The 21,287-nt window shown below is 60.3% G+C and carries 14 protein-coding genes and 2 tRNA genes; 14 read left to right on the top strand and 2 right to left on the bottom strand.

The window, feature by feature from the left end; translation table 11 throughout:
- Positions 1–196 precede the first annotated feature (196 nt).
- The 3 genes from AC19YX_RS10390 to AC19YX_RS10380 all read left to right on the top strand — a co-directional run bounded on the left by AC19YX_RS10390 (position 197) and on the right by AC19YX_RS10380 (position 5,784).
- The gene (locus AC19YX_RS10390; RefSeq protein ID WP_500606202.1) at positions 197–3,325 is read left to right on the top strand and encodes a TonB-dependent receptor domain-containing protein; all 3,129 of its coding nucleotides are present in this window, start codon (positions 197–199) and stop codon (positions 3,323–3,325) included.
- Positions 3,326–3,383: 58 nt separating this feature from the next.
- Positions 3,384–4,220, top strand: a complete 837-nt coding sequence (locus tag AC19YX_RS10385) for a Slam-dependent surface lipoprotein (RefSeq protein ID WP_500606201.1) — start codon at positions 3,384–3,386, stop codon at positions 4,218–4,220.
- 109 nt (positions 4,221–4,329) lie between these two features.
- The gene (locus tag AC19YX_RS10380; RefSeq protein ID WP_500606200.1) at positions 4,330–5,784 is read left to right on the top strand and encodes a porin family protein; all 1,455 of its coding nucleotides are present in this window, start codon (positions 4,330–4,332) and stop codon (positions 5,782–5,784) included.
- A gap of 84 nt (positions 5,785–5,868) precedes the next feature.
- Here AC19YX_RS10380 and AC19YX_RS10375 read toward each other — a convergent pair.
- Positions 5,869–5,955 (bottom strand) — tRNA-Leu (locus tag AC19YX_RS10375).
- Between the two features lie 164 nt (positions 5,956–6,119).
- A tRNA-Leu gene (locus tag AC19YX_RS10370) sits at positions 6,120–6,206 on the bottom strand.
- Positions 6,207–6,429: 223 nt separating this feature from the next.
- On the opposite strand from AC19YX_RS10370, the gene rnr reads away from it, so the two are divergent.
- The 11 genes from rnr to AC19YX_RS10315 all read left to right on the top strand — a co-directional run bounded on the left by rnr (position 6,430) and on the right by AC19YX_RS10315 (position 21,200).
- Positions 6,430–9,054, top strand: coding sequence for a ribonuclease R (gene rnr / locus AC19YX_RS10365; protein ID WP_078469559.1), 2,625 nt, complete (start codon positions 6,430–6,432; stop codon positions 9,052–9,054).
- Positions 9,051–9,806: a 23S rRNA (guanosine(2251)-2'-O)-methyltransferase RlmB gene (gene rlmB / locus AC19YX_RS10360; protein WP_078469560.1), complete on the top strand. Its 756-nt coding sequence runs from the start codon at positions 9,051–9,053 to the stop codon at positions 9,804–9,806. Before rnr ends, rlmB begins: the two co-directional genes overlap by 4 nt.
- Positions 9,807–10,114: 308 nt before the next feature.
- Positions 10,115–10,540, top strand: a complete 426-nt coding sequence (gene rpsF, locus AC19YX_RS10355; protein WP_020299424.1) for a 30S ribosomal protein S6 — start codon at positions 10,115–10,117, stop codon at positions 10,538–10,540.
- Positions 10,541–10,568: 28 nt separating this feature from the next.
- Entirely contained in the window at positions 10,569–10,799 is a 231-nt protein-coding gene (gene rpsR, locus AC19YX_RS10350; protein WP_002551829.1) for a 30S ribosomal protein S18, read from the top strand.
- A gap of 36 nt (positions 10,800–10,835) precedes the next feature.
- On the top strand, positions 10,836–11,729 hold the full coding sequence (locus tag AC19YX_RS10345; protein WP_078469561.1) for a YybS family protein: 894 nt from the start codon (positions 10,836–10,838) through the stop codon (positions 11,727–11,729).
- Between the two features lie 19 nt (positions 11,730–11,748).
- Entirely contained in the window at positions 11,749–12,195 is a 447-nt protein-coding gene (gene rplI, locus AC19YX_RS10340) for a 50S ribosomal protein L9 (RefSeq protein ID WP_020299422.1), read from the top strand.
- 123 nt (positions 12,196–12,318) lie between these two features.
- Entirely contained in the window at positions 12,319–13,713 is a 1,395-nt protein-coding gene (gene dnaB, locus AC19YX_RS10335; RefSeq protein WP_078469562.1) for a replicative DNA helicase, read from the top strand.
- Positions 13,714–13,856: 143 nt separating this feature from the next.
- Complete coding sequence (locus tag AC19YX_RS10330) at positions 13,857–16,160, top strand: YgiQ family radical SAM protein (protein WP_078469694.1); 2,304 nt, start codon at positions 13,857–13,859, stop codon at positions 16,158–16,160.
- Between the two features lie 185 nt (positions 16,161–16,345).
- Entirely contained in the window at positions 16,346–17,296 is a 951-nt protein-coding gene (gene ssp4, locus AC19YX_RS10325; RefSeq protein WP_421548867.1) for an Ssp4 family T6SS effector, read from the top strand.
- Positions 17,293–17,754, top strand: coding sequence for a hypothetical protein (locus AC19YX_RS10320; protein ID WP_500606199.1), 462 nt, complete (start codon positions 17,293–17,295; stop codon positions 17,752–17,754). Before ssp4 ends, AC19YX_RS10320 begins: the two co-directional genes overlap by 4 nt.
- Before the next feature lie 170 nt (positions 17,755–17,924).
- A complete protein-coding gene (locus AC19YX_RS10315) occupies positions 17,925–21,200 on the top strand; it encodes a transglutaminase family protein (RefSeq protein ID WP_500606198.1) in 3,276 nt (1,091 codons plus the stop codon).
- Positions 21,201–21,287: the final 87 nt, after the last annotated feature.

Below are 21,287 nucleotides of genomic sequence, written 5' to 3'. Positions count from 1 at the left end.
CGGGCGGCCATTCAAGGGCGAATCAGCCGTTATGCAACCGGGAAAAGTTCCCGCGGCACCATCGCGCATAGGAATTACTTCGATGTGCATACAAAGCTAAGTGAGATTCATTTGCATTGGTGAGTAGTATCACTGCGTCGCCCGAGAGGGCCCGGAAACATCGTTTCGCAGTGCATGAAAACTACAGGTCCTCGCTATGTCCTTGCTTAGCCCGTCGCCGTCGCTGAACAGATTGAAGCCCCTGGCCTGTTCGATTCTGTTGGCGCTTGCCACTTTATCTACCCAGGCACAGGAAGCGCTTGAAAGCCCCGCCCCGCAGGCGCCGCTGAAGATGGGGGCGGTCGAGATCGAACTGCCCGCGGGGGGCGAGGAAGAAAAGCACCAGGGCACCTCGCAGAAAGGGCTGGAGGTGCTGCAGGCGATCGAGGTCAAGGGCGAGTGGGAGACCAAGGACGAGATCGGCCAGAACAATGTGTTCGCCAAGGATGTATCCAACGTCTACGCCGGCAAGGATGACCTGGAGCGCTATAAGGGCGCGAGCGTGTCCGATCTGTTCAAGGGCTTGAACGGCGTGTACAGCGGCGATGCGCGCAACAGTGGCTCGCTGGACCCGAATATCCGGGGCATCCAGGGCGAAGGGCGGATCCCGGTGACCGTGGATGGCACCGAGCAGGCCACGTCGGTGTGGATGGGCTCGGCGGGCGTCGCCAACCGCAATTATGTCGACCCGAACATGATCGGCAGCATCGCGGTGGAGAAGGGCCCGTCGATGAGTTCCGGGATCAAGAGCGGCATCGGCGGCTCGGTAGAGATCAAGACCCTGGACGTCGACGACATCGTCAGGCCTGGCGAAAGCTTTGGCCTGGAGATCAAGACCGAAACCGCGACCAATTCCATCAAGCCCAATGAAAGCGGAATGAAGTCTTTCGGCCGCGACTATCGGGATATCGATGGGGCCTACGCCGGGTACGACGGCAACCTGACCTTCAGCAAGGGCGGCGGCACCGAGTTCAGTCCGCGCGGCGGCTCCCATTCCGGCAATTTCGACTTCAACGACAACGCGTTTCGCATCGCCACCGCTACGCGCCAGGACAACTTCGACCTGTTCGCGGCCTACAGCTACCGCAACAAAGGCAACTACTTCAGCGGCAAGGGCGGTAGCCAGCGCTACCAGACCAGCGACTGGCTGGCCGATGCCAAGGCCGACGCGGGAGCCAAGGACGCCCCCGGCGACGCGAACGTGCAGTCCTACGTGGCTAACCTGTTCCTGCCCGGACACGAAGTGGCCAACACCTCCAGCGAGATGCGCACCACCTTGCTCAAGGGCACCCTGTACCTGCCCGATGAGCAGAGCCTGAAGCTGTCCTATATGCACAACGAGTTGGAGTACGGGGAGAGTTCGCCGTACCTGGTCTCTTACTACGTGGGCCTGGACAAGGCGGGGGGCAACAATATCGGGTTGCAGTTCCCCTACAGCCAGGTCAAGCAAGACACCTACAACCTGAACTACAGCTGGAACCCGGACAACCCGCTGATCGACCTCAAGACCGGTCTGTGGATGACCCGCAGTGACAGCGAGCGGCATCAGAATGGCGACGACGTCTATGGCATAACCGCGGCCGATGTCCGTGGCCAGGATGTGGCCTGGGACAACTATGTGCGCTGCCAGGCAGGCGCCAACCCCAGCAGTTGCGGGACGGCCCCGGAGAAGCTGCCCAATATCAACGATCGATACACCATCTACGCCAAGGCCCTGCAACTCTCGAAGCATGACCGTTGGGGGGTGAATGTCAGCAACAAACTGCAATTGACCGATGATCTGGCGGTAACCCTGGCCAGTGATTTCAGCCATGAAAAACTCGAGCAAAAAGACGCCTCGGAAGATCGCGCCGCGACCACCGCGACTTGGGGCAACCGGCATATGGGGCCGCGCAGTGGCAACCGCCAGCAATACAACTTCTCCTTCACCGGGGACTGGTCGCCCACCTCCTGGCTGGTCTTGAGCGCGGGCGCCCGCTACAGCGATTACAACTCGTTTGATGAGGGGTTGAAGCGTCACCGCGAAAACCAGGACGCCAACTGGCAGGTCAACGCGCCTACCGACCGCAAGGGGTTTGAGTATCGAAGGGTGATGAGCGATGCGGAAAACCAGCAGTTCGTGGATGCCGTCAATGAAGAGTTTGTGAACGGCAATTTAACGGCCGAAGACCTTCCGTTCGTGCTCGACAAAGACAAGGTCAACGGCGTTCGTTATACGACCGAGTCGGTGGATATTCCCTTTAACGGGTTCACTCTGGATCGCTCGCAGAACCCTTTTCTCAATGGCGGGATCAACCTTCAGGAAACGGTCAACAACCCCCAGGGCGTTTCCGGGGACTATGCCCGGTACCTTGTTAACCGCAGTTACACCGGTGTTGCCAAGTCGGGTGCCGAACCCGCCGATAAATGGGCGTTGCCGAAAAAACGCAAGGACAGTGCGTGGGCACCCATGGCGGGGGCGACCGTCTTTCTGACGGAGCATGCACGGGTCTACCTGCGCTACACCGAGTTCGTCCGCTTCCCCTCCATTTATGAAGATACCCAGGCCGCTTCGGGATTTGGCGGCACCGGTGTGTCAAACAATGCGATGCGCCCCGAGCACTCGTATAACTGGGAAGTGGGGTATGCCCACGACTTGAGAAGTTATTTTGAAGAGTGGCGGCATGCGGACTTCAAGATCAACTACTACAACAACACCATTCGCGATTATGTTGATCGCGATTACAACTTCAATATCGTTCAGTATGACAAGAAAGTGTATTCGGGTATTGAGCTGCAAACCCGGTTCGATACGGGTAAGTACTTCACCAACTTCTCCGCGAGTTATCGCCTGCAACAAAAGCTCTGCGACAAGGATTATGCCGCCACCCTGGATCCTTATTACAACAACGCGATCTCTACCTGCGTCACGGCCGGGTTCCCTACGACCTTTGCCCGCAGCAGCCTGCAGCCCGACTATTCGCTGAACCTGGACAGCGGCCTGCGCCTGTTCAATGAGAGCCTGGAGTTGGGCGGGCGCATGATTTACCACAGCAGTGCAGTCAATAAGGATGAAGAAGACTGGATTCGTAATGGCGTGATGTATGTCGACGGGTTCAATCGACCTCTTAATTGGCACCCGATCTGGGTCTTCGATACTTACGCCAGTTATCACGTGAATAAAAATGTCGATGTCGATTTTGGCATTAATAACCTGACCAATCGTTATTACCTCGACCCTTTGGCTCGAGTCATGATGCCGGCGCCGGGGCGCACCATGAAACTTGGTTTGACCGCCCGTTTCTGATTTTTTGCTGTTTTTAGTTAAAAGCAGTGGTTTTTATCATTTTAACTTGGAGGTTGTTATGAAAAAACTGTTTGTGTTTAGCGCGCTGGCATTGGTGACGTCGGGTAGTTTTGCTGCCCCCGTCACGGGTGGCTCTTCGAGCGCTTATGTACAGGTCGGACAATCTAACTTGCAAGGCATTGGGGAAGTTGGGGTTGCCATGCCGACTGCCGTCGGCGGGACTGCCGATACCAGCAAGATTGTCAGCTTCAAAAGCGGCCCTATTGCCCAGACCAATGCCTTGATCGCAACACCAGGCACGGCATCTGCGCATATTGTGATGAATGGCAACAAGATCTCGGAAACCTGGAAGTCTTCGGTTGCCTATGGCACTCAAGTCTATTCCTATCGGCAGATCTCCGACCCACTGCCAAACTTCCCACAGTTTGGCGGTGAAGTGATCGCCAAGGTCTCCGGTGCCGAAGTGTATTTCGGCGAATGGGCTCCGCGTAAAACCGGTGTGCAGCCGGATAACAGTACGGATCTCAATTTGACTCACGCCAACCGTACGGTGTTCTTCGCTGGCGAAAACCCAACGACCAGCATGCCGACGCTGGTCAATGCCAAGTACGACGTTGTCGGGATCAAGAAGTTTGATCCGGGGGCGCCGAATGTTTCGACGGGCACCCTGACTGCCAACTACGGTGGCGGCAGCGGCACCCTGGCCGGTTCTATCGCCGGTGGTGCGGGCACGGTTAACTTCGCGGGCACCAACATTGCCTCCAATGGCTCGTTCCAGAACACCAGCGGCCTTATCAAGGGCCAGTTCTATGGTGCAGGTGCTGAGGCATTGGCGGGTATCTACAATAACGGCATCTCATCCAGCAGCGTTGCCTTTGGTGGCAAAAAACAATAACTGAGCCTGGCATCAGAAAAGGGAGAGTCGATCTCTCCCTTTTTTAATCATTGTCTATTCGCTGGATCTGACCCACATGTCGATGTGCTTGCCTGTGCGGCTTGTCTTAATGCTTGTATTCACTCTATTGGCCGGTGCCGCAGGGGCCGATGAAGACGATACCCGGCGACTGTTGAACAAGATTGACCGAACGGTGAACGAGCGTGAGCGCTCGCATTTGATCGATATTGATCCGGCCACGGATGACTCGTCACTGATTACCATCGAGGGGCGCACGTACAACGTGCAGAACACTCTGGAGGATCTGGGGCCTGCCATCTATGTCACGCTGAATTTGCAGCAATGGCCCAAGGTGCGCCAGTTCGTCGAGCGCTACCGGCAACTGCCGGGGCATGACGAGAAAGTGGTGCTGATGGCCGAAGGCATGCTGGCCCGGCAGGAAAAGCGCTACGGCCGGGCCATCGCCCATCTTCGAGCCGCAGTGGCTATGGACCCGGCTTTTGTGCGGGCCAAGCTGGAGCTGGCCCGGGCATTGTTCGAGGACAACCAGTCGCGTGAAGCCAAGGTGCTGTTTGATGAAGTGGCGGCGAGTGCGGTTCCTGAGCAGGTCATTCCAGTGCTTGAGGGTTATCAGGGGGCCTTGCAGGAGCGGCGCAGCTGGCATGGGTCGGTTGCGCTGGGCGCCGGCTACAACAGCAACGTCAACCAGGCCAACGGCATGACGACCCATACGGACGTGTGTGATTTCTTTGGCTGCTACCGTTTCAGTCGCAAGATGCCCGAGCCCATCAAGTCCTCCAGCCTGGTGTACGACGCCGTGGCCGAGCGGCGCTTTCAGATCGATGGGCATCATCATGTGCTGGTTCGTGGACTCAGCTATGGCAACTACTACCATCGGCACAAGGAAGACGAGCCCGAGACCTATTACGACGAAAACACCAGTGTGATTTATGCCGGCTACAACTACCTGAGCGCGTTGAATGATGTCTCGGTGTCGCCACTGTTCGAAAGCTACTACGGCGATCGGCACAACAAGTATCAAGCCAGCGGCCTGCGCCTGGAGTGGAAGCACACCCTGACCGAGCGGCTGCAACTGAGCCTCCAGGGGCAGCAGAAGCACTTTCGTTTCCAGGGTGAGGAGCGGGACTACTTCGAGAACTACGACGAGCGCCTGGTGGGCGGCTCGGCGTCTTACCTGTTGGGCGGTCAAACCCTGGTGTACGGCGGCTTGACCTATACCCGTCGGACCCAGCCGCAGGAGTCGGCCAGTAACAAGGAATACATGGCGAGCCTTGGGCTGTATCGAATGTTCGATGTGGGGCTGAACCTCAATGCGACGGCGCTGTACCGGCGCACGCGGTATGACGAGCCGGATTACTTTCTCGGCGGGCTGCGTGAGGATCGGCAGCAGATCTATATCGCCAACCTGGCCATGCCACGCTTTAAAGTGGCGGGCGTGGTGCCCAACCTTTACGTCAAGCGCACCCTCAATGCGAGCACCATCGATTGGGCTTATCAATATCGCCAGACGGAAGTGGCGCTGAAGCTGGAGAAGAGTTTTTGATGGGGGAGGGGTGTGTAGCGCGTGACCGGGGAAAAACAGGAGGCCAGAAACGAAAAAACCCGCTTTCGCGGGTTTAATCTGAATTGGTGCCCAGAAGAAGACTCGAACTTCCACGACCTTGCGGTCACCAGCACCTGAAGCTGGCGTGTCTACCAATTTCACCATCTGGGCAGTATCGACATCGTTGCCGTGTCGATGGAGCGCACTATACGGAGCGTGATTTGATCTGTAAACCCCTGTTTTGGTTTTAATAAATCAAATACTTAGAATGCAAAAACCCGCTTTCGCGGGTTTTTGTGTGAGCCTTGAGATTGATCTACTCTCAAGCTCGAAATTGGTGCCCAGAAGAAGACTCGAACTTCCACGACCTTGCGGTCACCAGCACCTGAAGCTGGCGTGTCTACCAATTTCACCATCTGGGCAGTATCAACGACGTCGCCGTGTTGATGGCGCGCACTATACGGACCACTTTTTAAGCTGTAAACCCCTGTTTTGAAAAATACCCAAAAAATTGCGTAAGCCATGCTGCTAAGAGGTTTCCGAGGCGTTTCACGGATCTTTCGCGCGTTGTCTGAGCCTGAAATTTCCCGTTTCAATACGCGTATGCCAAACTAACCCGCATATAGACAAGGTGAAATTTATCTAATGGCCGATTGGCAGTCCCTCGATCCCGAGGCCGCTCGTGAAGCGGAAAAATACGAAAACCCTATTCCTAGCCGCGAACTGATCCTGCAGCACCTTGCTGACCGGGGTTCGCCTGCTAGCCGCGAGCAGTTGGTAGAAGAGTTCGGTCTGACCACAGAAGACCAGCTCGAAGCCCTGCGCCGCCGCCTGCGCGCCATGGAGCGCGATGCTCAACTGATTTACACCCGTCGTGGCACCTATGCCCCGGTGGACAAGCTCGACCTGATCCTGGGCCGCATCAGCGGTCACCGCGATGGCTTCGGCTTCCTGGTGCCGGACGACGGCAGTGACGACCTGTTCATGAGCCCAGGGCAAATGCGCCTGGTGTTCGATGGCGACCGCGCCCTGGCACGTGTTTCCGGCCTGGACCGTCGTGGTCGCCGTGAAGGCGTGATCGTTGAAGTGGTATCCCGTGCCCACGAGACCATCGTCGGCCGTTACTTCGAAGAGGGCGGCATCGGCTTTGTCGTGGCCGATAATCCGAAGATCCAGCAAGAAGTGCTGGTGACCCCGGGTCGCAACGCCAACGCCAAGGTCGGTCAGTTCGTCGAGGTGAAGATCACTCACTGGCCGACGCCGCGCTTCCAGCCGCAGGGCGATGTGGTCGAAGTGGTAGGCAACTACATGGCGCCGGGCATGGAGATCGATGTCGCGCTGCGTACCTACGACATCCCTCACGTCTGGCCGGAGGCCGTCCTCAAGGAAGCCGCCAAGCTCAAGCCGGAAGTCGAAGAAAAAGACAAAGAGAAGCGCATCGACCTGCGTCATCTGCCGTTCGTCACCATTGACGGCGAAGATGCGCGGGACTTCGATGACGCGGTTTATTGCGAAGCCAAGCCTGGCAAGTTGCGCCTGTTCTCCGGCGGCTGGAAGTTGTTCGTCGCGATTGCCGACGTTTCCAGCTACGTGAAGATCGGTTCGGCCCTGGACAACGAAGCCCAGGTGCGCGGCAACTCGGTGTACTTCCCCGAGCGCGTGATCCCGATGCTGCCTGAGCAGCTGTCCAACGGCTTGTGCTCGCTGAACCCGAAAGTCGACCGTTTGGCCATGGTGTGCGAGATGACCATCTCGAAAACTGGCGAAATGACCGACTACCAGTTCTACGAAGCGGTGATTCACTCCCAGGCCCGCCTGACCTACAACAAGGTCAGCACCATCCTGGAACAGCCGAAAACCAGCGAAGCCAAAACCCTGCGCGGTGAGTACGGCCATGTCGTGCCGCACCTCAAGCAGCTCTACGCGCTGTACAAGGTGCTGTTGGGCGCTCGGCATGTGCGCGGCGCGATCGATTTTGAAACTCAGGAAACCCGGATTGTCTTCGGTTCCGAGCGCAAGATCGCCGCGATCACCCCGACCACGCGCAACGACGCTCACAAGCTGATCGAGGAATGCATGCTGGCGGCCAACGTGGCCACCGCTGAATTCCTGAAGAAGCATGAGATCCCTGCGTTGTACCGAGTACACGACGGCCCGCCGCCGGAGCGTCTGGAGAAATTGCGCGCGTTCCTCGGCGAGCTCGGCCTGTCCCTGCACAAAGGCAAGGACGGCCCGACGCCGAAGGACTACCAGGCACTGTTGGCCAGCATCAAGGACCGTCCGGATTACCACGTGATCCAGACCGTGATGCTGCGCTCCCTGAGCCAGGCGGTGTACAGCGCCGATAACCAGGGCCACTTCGGCCTGAATTACGAGGCGTACACCCACTTCACCTCGCCGATTCGCCGTTACCCGGACCTGCTCACGCACCGGGCGATCCGCAGCGTGATCCATTCCAAGCAGAACACCCCGCACGTCAAGCGCGCCGGTGCCATGACCATTCCGAAGGCGCGGATCTATCCGTACGACGAAGCGGCCCTGGAGCAACTGGGCGAGCAGTGCTCCATGAGCGAGCGGCGTGCCGACGAAGCCACTCGCGATGTTGTGAACTGGCTCAAGTGCGAGTTCATGAAAGACCGCGTGGGCGAGTCGTTCCCGGGCGTGATCACCGCGGTGACTGGCTTTGGTCTGTTCGTCGAGCTGACTGACATCTACGTCGAAGGCCTGGTGCATGTCACTGCCTTGCCGGGTGACTACTACCACTTCGATCCTGTGCATCACCGCCTGGCGGGCGAGCGCACCGGTCGCAGCTTCCGTCTGGGCGATACCGTGGAAGTACAGGTCATGCGCGTCGACTTGGATGAGCGCAAGATCGACTTCGGCATGCCGGACAAGCCTGTTGAGCCGACTGGCCGTAAAAAACGTGGCAACGAAACCGCAGCACCAGCCGCGAAAGGTAAAGGTGCTCCTGCGAAAGCAGCGGCCGCCGAGCCTGCGCCAGCCAAGGCGGGTCGTCGTTCGTCTGCCAAGGACAAGGCCCCCGAAGCCTACCGCCCAAGCGATGCCGCGGCAAAAAACGCCGAAGTACGCAAGAGTCGTGAGTTGAAGCAGCAGTTGCTCAGCGAAGCCAAAAGCGGTGGTAAAGCGGCGTCTGGGGGAAAGTCCCAGGGCGCAGAAAAGAAACCGAGCAAACACCGTAAAGGCCCGCCGAAAGCGGGTTCGGCCCCCGCGAAAAGCGGCGGGTCGCGCAAACCTAAGGCCAAGTCATGAGTCTGGAAAAAATCTACGGCGTACACGCCGTAGAGGCATTGCTGCGTCACCACCCGAAACGCGTCAAGCAGGTGTGGTTGGCAGAAGGCCGCAGTGAGCCGCGCGTTCAAGCGCTGGTCGAGCTGGCCAACCAAAACAAAGTGGCGATCGGCCAAGCCGAGCGTCGTGAGATGGACGTCTGGGTCGAAGGCGTTCACCAGGGCGTGGTAGCGGACGTGAGCCCGAGCCAGGTCTGGGGCGAGGCGATGCTCGATGAGCTGCTCGATCGCACCGAAGGCGCACCGCTGTTGCTGGTGCTCGACGGCGTGACCGATCCGCACAACCTGGGCGCCTGCCTGCGCTCGGCCGATGCTGCCGGTGCGCTGGCGGTGATCGTGCCTAAAGACAAGTCGGCGACCTTGACGCCTGTGGTGCGTAAAGTCGCCTGCGGTGCGGCGGAAGTGATTCCGCTGGTGGCCGTGACCAACCTGGCGCGCACCCTGGAGAAGCTCCAGCAGCGTGGCCTGTGGATCGTGGGCACGGCGGGGGAGGCCGAGGTCAGCATTTATGACCAGGACCTGACCGGCCCAACCATCCTGATCATGGGGGCTGAAGGCAAGGGCATGCGTCGCCTGACTCGCGAGCATTGCGACTACCTGGTGCACCTGCCGATGGCCGGTAGCGTCAGCAGCCTCAACGTTTCAGTCGCAACGGGTGTCTGCCTGTTCGAAGCCCAGCGCCAGCGTGGCGCCAAGGCCAAAGCCAAGAAGTAACCAAGTTTGGCGCAGGTCAAAATGTGGGAGGGGGCTTGCTCCCGGATACGGTGTGTCAGCCAGTGCATTGGTTAACTGGCATACCGCTTTCGGAAGTACGCCCCCTCCCACATTTGTTTTTGTGGTGTATGGGGGATTGTTCAAATAATCACCAATCACCTTGCGCCCTTTCTCCCCCTTCTCTACAATTGCGCCCCTTGCCTTCCTGGCAGGCACGCATGTGCCTCCCTGCGGCAAGATCCATAAGTGTCATTCACTCCTTGTCTGACCGTTTTTGAGCGGCAGGCTACAACCCGTAAGGAGCATTCATGCGTCATTACGAAATCATCTTTTTGGTCCACCCGGATCAAAGCGAGCAAGTCGGCGGCATGGTTGAGCGTTACACCAAGCTGATCGAAGAAGACGGCGGCAAAATCCACCGTCTGGAAGATTGGGGCCGTCGTCAACTGGCCTACGCAATCAACAATGTTCACAAGGCTCACTACGTGATGCTGAACGTTGAGTGCACTGGCAAGGCCCTGGCCGAGCTGGAAGACAACTTCCGCTACAACGATGCAGTGATCCGTAACCTGGTCATCCGTCGCGAAGAAGCCGTTACCGGCCAATCCGAGATGCTCAAGGCTGAAGAAAACCGCAGTGAGCGCCGTGAGCGTCGTGACCGTCCTGAGCATTCTGACAGCGCCGATGGCGATGACAGCGATAACAGCGACGCCAGCGATAACGCTGACGAGTAATCCACGGACCTTTTGAGGAGCCAATTACATGGCACGTTTCTTCCGTCGTCGTAAATTCTGCCGCTTCACCGCTGAAGACGTGAAAGAGATCGATTACAAAGATCTCAACACTCTGAAAGCCTACGTATCCGAGACCGGCAAAATCGTTCCAAGCCGCATCACCGGTACCAAAGCTCGTTATCAGCGTCAGCTGGCCACCGCTATCAAGCGCGCCCGCTTCCTGGCCCTGCTGGCCTACACCGACAGCCACGGCCGCTGAGACCGGGCAGTCGACAAGTAGTAAGGGATTGAATGCATGCGCGCCTTAGCTGAGTTCATCATGCGCGGTCGTGTGCAGGCCACTCTGGTAGTGGCTGGATGTGCGGCATTGCCGTTGTTGTATTGGTTGGGTGCTGCTGCGGGAAGCCTTGTGCTCCTGCGGCGCGGATTGAAGGACGCCGTTGGTGTCCTCGCCCTGGGACTGCTGCCAGCGTTGATCTGGTGGTTTTATTCCGCTGATCCCCGCGCGCTTTTAGTGATGCTGGGGTCTTCGGGCCTTGCGTTGGTTTTACGCGCAAGCGAGTCCTGGAACCGTGTGCTGCTGGTCAGCATAGCGCTGGGCCTGGTGTTTGCTGGAGTGCTGGGTGTGACTTTCCGCCCCCAGATCGAGATGCTCTCGCAGGAGTTGGTAAAAATCCTGCCGTTGGCCCTCGGTGATCTCTACCAGCAATTATCGGTTGAAGAGCGAGCTCGTCTCGCCTCGCTGATAGCACCGGTCCTGACCGGCCTGATTGCGGCCTTGTTGCAGATCGTCAGTGTGCTGAGCCTGATTGTTGGGCGCTACTGGCAGGCGTTGTTGTACAACCCTGGTGGTTTTGGTCGCGAGTTTCGCGCTATCAGAATCCCGCTGGGGCCGGCGATGTTGCTGCTGGCGTGCATGCTTCTGGGACCGAACTTCGGCCCCCAGATGGCGATGTTGACGCCGTTGTGCAGCGTACCGCTGGTGTTCGCCGGGCTGGCCCTGATTCATGGGCTGGTGGCTGAGAAGCGGCTGGCCAGATTCTGGCTGGTGGGGTTGTACGTAACGCTGCTGCTGTTCATGCAACTGATCTATCCGTTGCTGGTGGTCTTGGCCATCGTCGACAGCCTGATTGATTTTCGCGGTCGTTTGGCGCCGAAAGACGCCGATAACGCGAACGGTGAAGGTTAAAAGTTAAGAGGATTTTCACATGCAACTGATCCTTCTGGAAAAAGTCGCCAACCTGGGCAACCTGGGCGACAAAGTGAACGTTAAGGCTGGTTACGGCCGTAACTACCTGCTGCCTTACGGCAAAGCTACCGCTGCGACCGCTGCCAACCTGGCTGCGTTCGAAGAGCGTCGTGCTGAGCTGGAAAAACTGGCTGCAGACCGTAAAGCATCGGCTGAAAGCCGCGCTGCCCAACTGGCTGAGCTGGAAGTGACTATCACTGCCACCGCCGGTGACGAAGGCAAGCTGTTCGGTTCGATCGGTACTCACGACATCGCTGATGCACTGACCGCCTCTGGCGTTGAAGTTGCAAAAAGCGAAGTTCGTCTGCCGAACGGCACCATCCGCAACGTAGGCGAATTCGACGTAGCCGTGCACCTGCACGCCGAAGTTGAAGCCACCGTACGCGTTGTCGTGGTAGCAGCTTAAGCAGCACTTGTCGGCTGGCACCCCCGGGTGCTTGCCGGTAACATCGGGCACGATCCTGTTTACAGGTCGTGCCCTTTGTCTTTCTGCACCCTGTGTTTTTTACTCCCCTGATTCCAAGTGGCCATGAACGATATCTCCGCTCCCGAGCAATACGATCTGCAAACCGCTGCCCTGAAGGTGCCGCCGCATTCCATCGAGGCCGAGCAGGCCGTGCTCGGTGGTCTGATGCTGGACAACAACGCCTGGGAACGCGTGCTCGATCAAGTATCGGATGGCGATTTCTATCGACATGACCACCGCCTGATCTTCCGTGCGATCGCCAAGCTGGCCGATCAGAACATGCCGATCGACGTGGTGACCCTGTCCGAGCAATTGGACAAGGAAGGCCAGACCTCGCAAGTGGGTGGCCTGGGCTATCTGGGCGAGCTGGCGAAAAATACCCCGTCGGTGGCCAACATCAAGGCCTATGCGGCGATCGTGCGCGAGCGTGCGACCCTGCGCCAACTGATCGGCATCAGCACCGAAATCGCCGACAGCGCCTTCAACCCCGAAGGGCGCACCGCCGCCGAGATCCTCGACGAGGCCGAGCGGCAGATCTTCCAGATCGCCGAGGCACGGCCGAAAACCGGCGGCCCGGTCAGCGTCAATGACCTGCTGACCAAGGCCATCGACCGCATCGACACCCTGTTCAACACCGACAACGCGATTACCGGCCTGTCCACCGGCTACACCGACCTCGACGAGAAGACCAGTGGCCTGCAGCCGTCCGACTTGATCATCGTCGCCGGCCGTCCATCCATGGGTAAAACCACCTTTGCGATGAACCTGGTGGAAAACGCCGTACTGCGCAGTGACAAGTGTGTACTGGTCTACTCCCTGGAGATGCCAGGCGAATCGCTGATCATGCGTATGTTGTCGTCCCTGGGGCGGATCGATCAAACCAAGGTCCGGGCCGGCCGCCTGGACGACGACGATTGGCCGCGCCTGACTTCGGCGGTCAACCTGCTCAATGATCGCAAGTTGTTCATCGACGATACGGCCGGTATCAGCCCCTCGGAAATGCGTGCGCGGACCCGACGCCTGGTGCGTGAGCACGGCGAAGTCGCGCTGATCATGATCGACTACCTGCAGTTGATGCAGATCCCGGGTTCGGGCGGCGATAACCGGACCAATGAGATTTCGGAAATCTCTCGCTCTCTGAAAGCCCTGGCCAAAGAGTTCAACTGCCCGGTGGTGGCGCTGTCGCAGCTCAACCGCTCCCTGGAGCAACGCCCGAACAAGCGCCCCATCAACTCCGACTTGCGGGAATCCGGAGCCATCGAGCAGGATGCCGACGTCATCATGTTCGTGTACCGGGACGAGGTGTATCACCCGGAAACCGAGCACAAGGGCATCGCCGAGATCATTATCGGCAAGCAGCGGAACGGTCCGATCGGTACCTCGCGACTGGCGTTTATCGGCAAGTACACCCGCTTCGAAAACCTGGCCCCAGGCAGCTACAACTTCGACGACGAGTAAGCCCGCCGGAGCTTCGGGCTCCCGGCGGCAGGTCCCAAGCCCGGCGCTGATATTTCCGACCGTTGCAGTCGGAATTGGTCATTTTTTGTGCTATATTCCGCGCCCGCGAAATTCAATGAAAGCCAACACCGGTTATCGACATGATGCAAGCAGCCAAGCCGTTATTTGACTATCCCAAGTACTGGGCCGAATGTTTCGGGCCAGCGCCGTTCCTGCCGATGAGCAGGGAGGAGATGGATCAGCTCGGCTGGGATTCATGCGACATCATCATCGTGACCGGTGATGCCTATGTCGATCACCCGTCGTTCGGCATGGCGATCATCGGCCGGCTGCTGGAGTCCCAGGGTTTTCGCGTCGGGATCATTGCCCAGCCGAACTGGCAGTCCAAAGACGATTTCATGAAGCTCGGCGAGCCGAATCTGTTCTTCGGCGTCGCGGCCGGCAACATGGATTCGATGATCAACCGCTACACCGCCGATAAAAAGATCCGTTCCGATGACGCCTACACCCCAGGTGGCATGGCTGGCAAACGTCCGGATCGCGCCAGCCTGGTCTACAGCCAGCGCTGCAAGGAAGCCTACAAGAATGTGCCGATCGTCCTCGGCGGCATCGAAGCGTCCCTGCGCCGTATCGCCCACTACGACTATTGGCAAGACCGCGTACGCAACTCGATCCTGATCGACGCCTGCGCCGATATCCTGCTGTACGGCAACGCCGAGCGGGCGATTGTCGAAGTTGCCCAGCGCCTGTCCTACGGTCACAAGATCGAAGACATCACCGATGTCCGTGGCACCGCGTTCATCCGTCGCGATACACCGAAAGACTGGTACGAAGTCGACTCCACGCGCATCGACCGTCCGGGCAAGGTCGACAAGATCATCAACCCCTACGTGAATACGCAGGACACCCAGGCTTGCGCCATCGAGCAAGAGAAAGGGCCGGTTGAAGACCCCAACGAAGCCAAGGTGGTGCAGATCCTGGCCAGCCCGCGGATGACCCGGGACAAGACAGTGATTCGCCTGCCGTCGGTGGAAAAGGTCCGTGGCGACGCGGTGCTGTATGCCCACGCCAACCGCGTGCTGCACCTGGAAACCAACCCGGGCAACGCCCGCGCGCTGGTGCAGAAGCATGGCGAAGTGGACGTCTGGTTCAACCCGCCGCCCATTCCCATGACCACCGAAGAAATGGACTACGTGTTCGGCATGCCCTATGCCCGCGTCCCGCACCCGGCGTACGGCAAGGAAAAAATTCCGGCCTACGACATGATCCGCTTCTCGGTGAACATCATGCGTGGCTGCTTCGGCGGCTGTACCTTCTGCTCGATCACCGAGCACGAGGGGCGGATCATCCAGAACCGTTCCGAAGAGTCGATCATTCGCGAGATCGAAGAGATTCGCGACAAGGTCCCGGGCTTTACCGGCGTGATCTCCGACCTCGGCGGCCCGACCGCGAACATGTACCGCATTGCCTGCAAGAGCCCGGAAATCGAATCCGCGTGCCGCAAGCCGTCCTGCGTGTTCCCGGGTATCTGCCCGAACCTGAATACCGACCACTCGTCGCTGATCCAGCTGTATCGCAGCGCCCGTGCCTTGCCGGGTGTGAAGAAGATCCTGATCGCTTCCGGCCTGCGCTACGACCTGGCGGTCGAGTCGCCTGAATACGTCAAAGAGCTGGTGACCCACCACGTTGGCGGTTACCTGAAGATCGCCCCGGAACACACCGAGGAAGGTCCGCTCAACCAGATGATGAAGCCGGGCATCGGCAGCTATGACAAGTTCAAGCGCATGTTCGAGAAGTACACCAAGGAAGCCGGGAAAGAGCAGTACCTGATTCCGTACTTCATCGCTGCGCACCCTGGCACCACCGACGAAGACATGATGAACCTGGCCCTGTGGCTCAAGGGCAACGGCTTCCGTGCCGACCAGGTGCAGGCGTTCTACCCGTCGCCGATGGCCACCGCCACCGCCATGTACCACTCGGGCAAGAACCCGCTGCGCAAGGTGACCTACAAGAGCGACGCGGTGACCATCGTCAAGAGCGAGGAGCAGCGTCGCCTGCACAAGGCGTTCTTGCGTTATCACGACCCGAAAGGCTGGCCGATGCTGCGTGAAGCCTTGACCCGCATGGGTCGCGCCGACCTGATCGGGCCGGGCAAGAACCAGTTGATCCCCTTGCACCAGCCGGCCACCGACAGCTACCAGAGCGCCCGTCGCAAGAACTCGACGCCGGCTGGCAGCCACAAAGTGGCCGGCGAGAAGACCACCAGGATCCTGACCCAGCACACCGGCCTGCCACCACGGGCCAGCGATGGCGGCAACTCGTGGGACAAGCGCGAGCAGGCCAAGGCGGCGGCTTTCGCCCGCAACCAGCAGGCGGCCAAGGAACGCAAGGATGCGGCCAAGGGCAAGGGGCCCAAGCCCGCGCGTAAACCGGTCGTACCGCGTTAAGCGCAACGCCAGCCTCAGGGCTGGCGTTTTGCATTCTGGCGAAACATTTTGCCGCGCTGCCGGTCTTAAAAGTCCTGCCGGCTTTGTTAAGGTGGCGCCAGCCTGCACCGCCGACGTGCCCGAGGCAGCTACCAGCTGACGCATGGCAGGCCGACTTTTCACCCATGAGATCAAGGACGAATCCCGTGACCAGCGCTTTAGACGAAGTGATCGGAGACCTGCGCCTGACGCAGGTTCTTGCCCGCCAGCGGATCGAAAGCCAGATCAACCTGCCGCGGCTGTTTGCCGCCATCGATACCGACCCCTCGATTGCCGGCGCCGGGGTGGTGTACATCGATGCCGACTTCAATGTGATCACCCTGCGCGAATTTCGGCCGATCTGCAGCATCCGGCCCAAACGGCTGATTCTGCGGGAGGCCAAGCGCTACATCGCGCCCCAGCAGTTTGTCGACCAGGTGAAGAACAACCCGCGGGAGTCGCGGCTGGCCAGTGAGTCCTTCAACACCACCCTGGCCTGCACGGCCGCGGTGATCGGCTGGGTGGTGGTGTTCAGTGGCAGCATTGCCGTGCCTTTCACCGCCGGCGCCAGTGCCTGGCTGGTGGTGCTGGGGGCTTCGGCAGCGATGGCCGGCACCGCTCAATGCGTGATCGGGGGTGTGCGGGTGGCCAACGAGATCCAGGACCCGGCGGCCAACGACCGCATGGACGATGCCGAGTGGTACAACGTCGTCTCGCCGATTCTCGATGGCATTTCCCTGGTGGGGGTCGGTGGATCAGCGCTGACCACCTACAGGCTGCTCAAGGCCAGCAAAGCGGCCAACGCCGGCAGAAGCTGGACGCAGTTGCTCAAGGGCCTCAACCGCCAGGAACGGGCCAAGTTGACCAACGAGCTGTTGAGCCTGCGGGACCCGAGCCTGACCGCCAAACTGTTGAAGCTGCGCCAGCGTGCCGGTGTCTTGCCCAAGCGCTATTCGACAACGCAGATCAGTCACGCGACCCTGACCCAGATGCAGGATGCTCTCGGCGCCACGCTGAGTACCGGCGGCAGCCTTAGATCCGGCAACATCAAAGCGGCGAAAGAATACGTGGTGCAAAAAGCCATCGCGCTGGGCCTCTACGAGGAGTTCGACGAATGATTGGCGGTGGCCGGACGGTGGATTTCCTTGCGCGTTATTTTCCGACCTTCATGCTCACGATCCTGCTCGGCTGCTTCAGTGGCTCGATCCTGCTGTCCCTGGCCGGCACCACCTATTGGCGCATGCTGGAGCCTTCGCGCAGTACCGATAATGTCGGGCTCGGCATGTTGGTGCTGGTGACGCTGCTGGTATTCGGCAACCTGATGATTGTGCGTGGGCGGGAATGGGCGGCGTGGCTGGTGGCGGGGTATTTCCTGCTGTGCCTGGCGGCGTTGGTGCCGATGTACCGGTATGGACCGCACCCGGGCCTGTATGGCTTTGCGCTGTTGCTGCCATTGCTCGGCCTGTTGTTACTCAACAGCCGACGCCATCGGGAGATGCGCAAGCAGCTTGTGCAGATTCGCCACGAACGCAAGCGCATCAAGCGTGAGGCCAAGGGGCCGGGCAAGCGCGGGTGAGGTATCGCACCGTGCCTGCCGCATTTGTGTGCAACCCTTGCACGGCAATGCAGGCACTGCGCGGTTTTGGTGCTGTACTGCGTTGAGTCACAGTGGAAAGCGTTGGCGGGGCGGGATGGCATAAGTCTTGCGCGCTTTCTTTCACCGCCCAGGCTCGCAGGAGGCACGCCGTGTCGATCCATGTCGCATTGCACCATGTCACGCATTACCGCTACGACCGCGCGGTCGAACTCGGCCCGCAGATCGTGCGCCTGCGCCCGGCCGCCCACAGCCGGACGCGGATTCTCTCCTATGCGCTGAAGGTTTTGCCTGAGCAGCACTTTATCAACTGGCAGCAGGACCCCCAGGGCAACTACCTGGCACGCCTGGTGTTCCCGGAAAAAACCAGCGAGCTGCGGATCGAGGTCGATCTGCTGGCCGAGATGGCGGTGTTCAACCCGTTCGACTTTTTCCTTGAGCCCTACGCCGAGCAAATCCCCTTTGTCTACGCCGCCGACGAACAGCGCGAGCTGGCGCCGTATCTGGAAACCTTGCCGCTGACCCCGAAATTCCAGGCCTACCTGGACGGCATCGACCGCACGCCACTGCCGGCAGTGGATTTCCTGGTGGCCCTCAACCAGCGCCTGAGCGAAGACATCGGCTACCTGATCCGCATGGAACCCGGGGTCCAGACCCCGGAGCAGACCCTGGACAACGCCTCGGGCTCCTGCCGCGACTCGGCCTGGCTGCTGGTCCAGCTGCTGCGCAACCTGGGGCTGGCGGCGAGATTCGTCTCGGGCTACCTGATTCAACTGACCGCGGATGTAAAGGCCCTCGATGGCCCCTCGGGCACCGAGGTCGACTTCACCGACCTGCATGCCTGGTGCGAAGTCTATTTGCCGGGTGCGGGCTGGATCGGCCTGGATGCCACCTCCGGGCTGTTTGCCGGCGAAGGGCACATTCCGTTGGCGTGCAGCCCCGATCCGTCCTCTGCGGCGCCTATCAGCGGCCTAGTGGAGCCTTGCGAGTGCGAATTCACCCACGAAATGTCGGTTGAGCGGATCTGGGAAGCCCCTCGGGTCACCAAGCCCTACACCGAAGAGCAGTGGCTGGCGATCCAGACCCTGGGGCGGCAGATTGACGCCGACCTGCTGCAAGGCGATGTGCGCCTGACCATGGGCGGCGAGCCGACCTTTGTCTCGATCGACGACCCGGACGGTGCCGAGTGGAACACCGCAGCCCTGGGGGCCGACAAGCGCCGGCTGTCCGCCGAGTTGTTCCAGCGCATGCGCAATCACTACGCGCCCAAGGGCCTGGTGCATTTCGGCCAGGGCAAGTGGTACCCCGGCGAGCAACTGCCGCGCTGGTCGTTGAACTGCTACTGGCGGCGGGACGGTGTGCCGATCTGGCACAACAGCGCCTTGATCGCCGATGAGCATCAGGACTATGGCGCCGATGGCCTGCTGGCTGGACGTTTTCTGGCGAGTGTCGCCGAGCGCCTGAAGCTGCCGGCGCGCTTCGTGTTTGCGGCTTACGAAGACAATTTCTACTACCTGTGGCGCGAGGGCGCCTTGCCATCCAACGTCACCGCCGAAGATTCGCGCCTGGACGATGCCCTGGAACGCGCGCGGCTGCATAAGGTGTTCAGCCAGGGCCTGGACAAGGTCATCGGCCAGGTCTTGCCCCTGGCGCGCACGGCCAAGGGCGACCAGTGGCAGAGCGGCCGCTGGTACCTGCGCGACAGTCACTGCCGGCTGATTCCCGGGGATTCGCCCCTGGGTTATCGCCTGCCCCTGGGTTCCCAGCCCTGGGTCAAGGCAGCGGAGTACCCGTTCATTCACCCGACCGACCCCAATCAGGAGTTCGCCGAGCTGCCCGGCAGCCAGCAACTGCACAGCCATGGCGAACCGTCTCCGGTGGATGAGCGGGTACCGGCCATTGATGAGTCCGCCGACTGGCTGACCCGCACCGCGCTCTGCGCCGAGGCGCGTGAGGGGCGGCTGTATCTGTTTATGCCGCCGCTGGAGCGAGTGGAGGATTACCTGGAGCTGGTGAGCGCCATCGAAGCCACCGCCGAGGAGTTGCACAGCCCGGTGTTGCTGGAAGGGTACGAGCCGCCCAGCGATCCGCGCCTGAGCAACTTCAGGGTCACCCCGGACCCGGGTGTGATCGAGGTCAACGTGCAGCCTTCGGCCAGTTGGGACGAGTTGGTGGAGCGCACCGAGTTTCTCTACGAAGAGGCGCGGCAGAACCGCCTGACCACCGAGAAATTCATGATCGACGGGCGCCACACCGGTACCGGTGGCGGCAACCACTTCGTCCTCGGCGGCGCGACCCCAGCGGACTCGCCCTTCCTGCGGCGCCCGGACCTGCTGCGCAGCCTCATCAGTTACTGGCACAACCACCCCTCGTTGTCCTACCTGTTTTCCGGGTTGTTTATCGGGCCGACCTCCCAGGCGCCCCGGGTCGACGAGGCGCGCAACGATGCCTTGTACGAGCTGGAAATCGCCTTCGCGCAAATGCCCGAACCAGGCCAGGAGTGCGCGCCGTGGCTGGTGGACCGGCTGCTGCGCAACCTGCTGATCGACGTCACCGGCAATACCCACCGGGCCGAGTTCTGCATCGACAAACTGTATTCGCCGGACGGTGCCACCGGACGCCTGGGGCTGCTCGAGCTGCGGGCCTTCGAGATGCCGCCCCATGCGCGCATGAGCCTGGCCCAGCAACTGCTGCTGCGGGCCCTGGTGGCGCGCTTCTGGCGCGAACCTTATGCGCCGGCCAAGCTGGCGCGCTGGGGCACCGAGCTGCATGACCGCTTTATGCTGCCGCACTTTATCGAGCAGGACTTCGCCGACGTCATTGTCGAGCTCAATGCGGCCGGCTACGGGCTGCGCGCCGAATGGTTTGCCGCGCACCTGGAGTTTCGATTTCCGAAGGTGGGGGATTACGCGGTCAGCGGTATCGAGCTGGAAGTGCGCCAGGCCCTGGAACCCTGGCATGTGCTGGGGGAAGAGGGCACGGCCGGCGGCACGGTGCGTTACGTCGACTCCTCGCTGGAGCGCCTGCAGGTCAAGCTCAGTGGGCTGGCACCGCAACGCTACATCCTGACCTGCAACGGGGTGGCGGTGCCGTTGCAGCCAACCGGCCGGGTCGGTGAGTTTGTCGCTGGCGTGCGCTATCGCGCCTGGCAGCCGGCCAACTGTCTGCAACCGACCATCCCGGTGCATGCGCCGCTGGTGTTCGACCTGCTCGACACCTGGATGCAGCGCTCCCTGGGCGGTTGCCAGTACCACGTTGCGCACCCGGGCGGGCGGAACTACGACAGCCTGCCGGTCAACGCCAATGAGGCGGAAAGCCGGCGCATGGCGCGCTTTTTCCGCCTGGGCCACACCCCGGGAACCTTGCCCGTGCCGAGCTTGAGCATCAACGACGAGTTGCCGATGACGCTCGATTTGCGACGTTTCTAAAGCAGACGCGACGTCCGGAGGATTCGAATATCCGGGCGTCATGTGTCTGCGTTAATCTGACGGTCCTTGCTGTCTGCCGAGTTTTCC

This window comes from Pseudomonas sp. MF09150 (assembly GCF_059862355.1).
This window is presented reverse-complemented; position numbering and strand designations above follow the sequence as displayed.

Excerpts from the sequence above, each read along its gene's own strand:
- dnaB (WP_078469562.1), top strand. The coding sequence starts at position 12,319 with ATGAACGATATCTCCGCTCCCGAGCAATACGATCTGCAAACCGCTGCC.
- AC19YX_RS10390 (WP_500606202.1), top strand. The coding sequence starts at position 197 with ATGTCCTTGCTTAGCCCGTCGCCGTCGCTGAACAGATTGAAGCCCCTG.
- AC19YX_RS10320 (WP_500606199.1), top strand. The coding sequence starts at position 17,293 with ATGATTGGCGGTGGCCGGACGGTGGATTTCCTTGCGCGTTATTTTCCG.
- rlmB (WP_078469560.1), top strand. The coding sequence starts at position 9,051 with ATGAGTCTGGAAAAAATCTACGGCGTACACGCCGTAGAGGCATTGCTG.
- rplI (WP_020299422.1), top strand. The coding sequence starts at position 11,749 with ATGCAACTGATCCTTCTGGAAAAAGTCGCCAACCTGGGCAACCTGGGC.
- AC19YX_RS10330 (WP_078469694.1), top strand. The coding sequence starts at position 13,857 with ATGCAAGCAGCCAAGCCGTTATTTGACTATCCCAAGTACTGGGCCGAA.
- AC19YX_RS10385 (WP_500606201.1), top strand. The coding sequence starts at position 3,384 with ATGAAAAAACTGTTTGTGTTTAGCGCGCTGGCATTGGTGACGTCGGGT.
- rpsF (WP_020299424.1), top strand. The coding sequence starts at position 10,115 with ATGCGTCATTACGAAATCATCTTTTTGGTCCACCCGGATCAAAGCGAG.
- rnr (WP_078469559.1), top strand. The coding sequence starts at position 6,430 with ATGGCCGATTGGCAGTCCCTCGATCCCGAGGCCGCTCGTGAAGCGGAA.
- rpsR (WP_002551829.1), top strand. The coding sequence starts at position 10,569 with ATGGCACGTTTCTTCCGTCGTCGTAAATTCTGCCGCTTCACCGCTGAA.
- AC19YX_RS10345 (WP_078469561.1), top strand. The coding sequence starts at position 10,836 with ATGCGCGCCTTAGCTGAGTTCATCATGCGCGGTCGTGTGCAGGCCACT.
- AC19YX_RS10380 (WP_500606200.1), top strand. The coding sequence starts at position 4,330 with ATGCTTGTATTCACTCTATTGGCCGGTGCCGCAGGGGCCGATGAAGAC.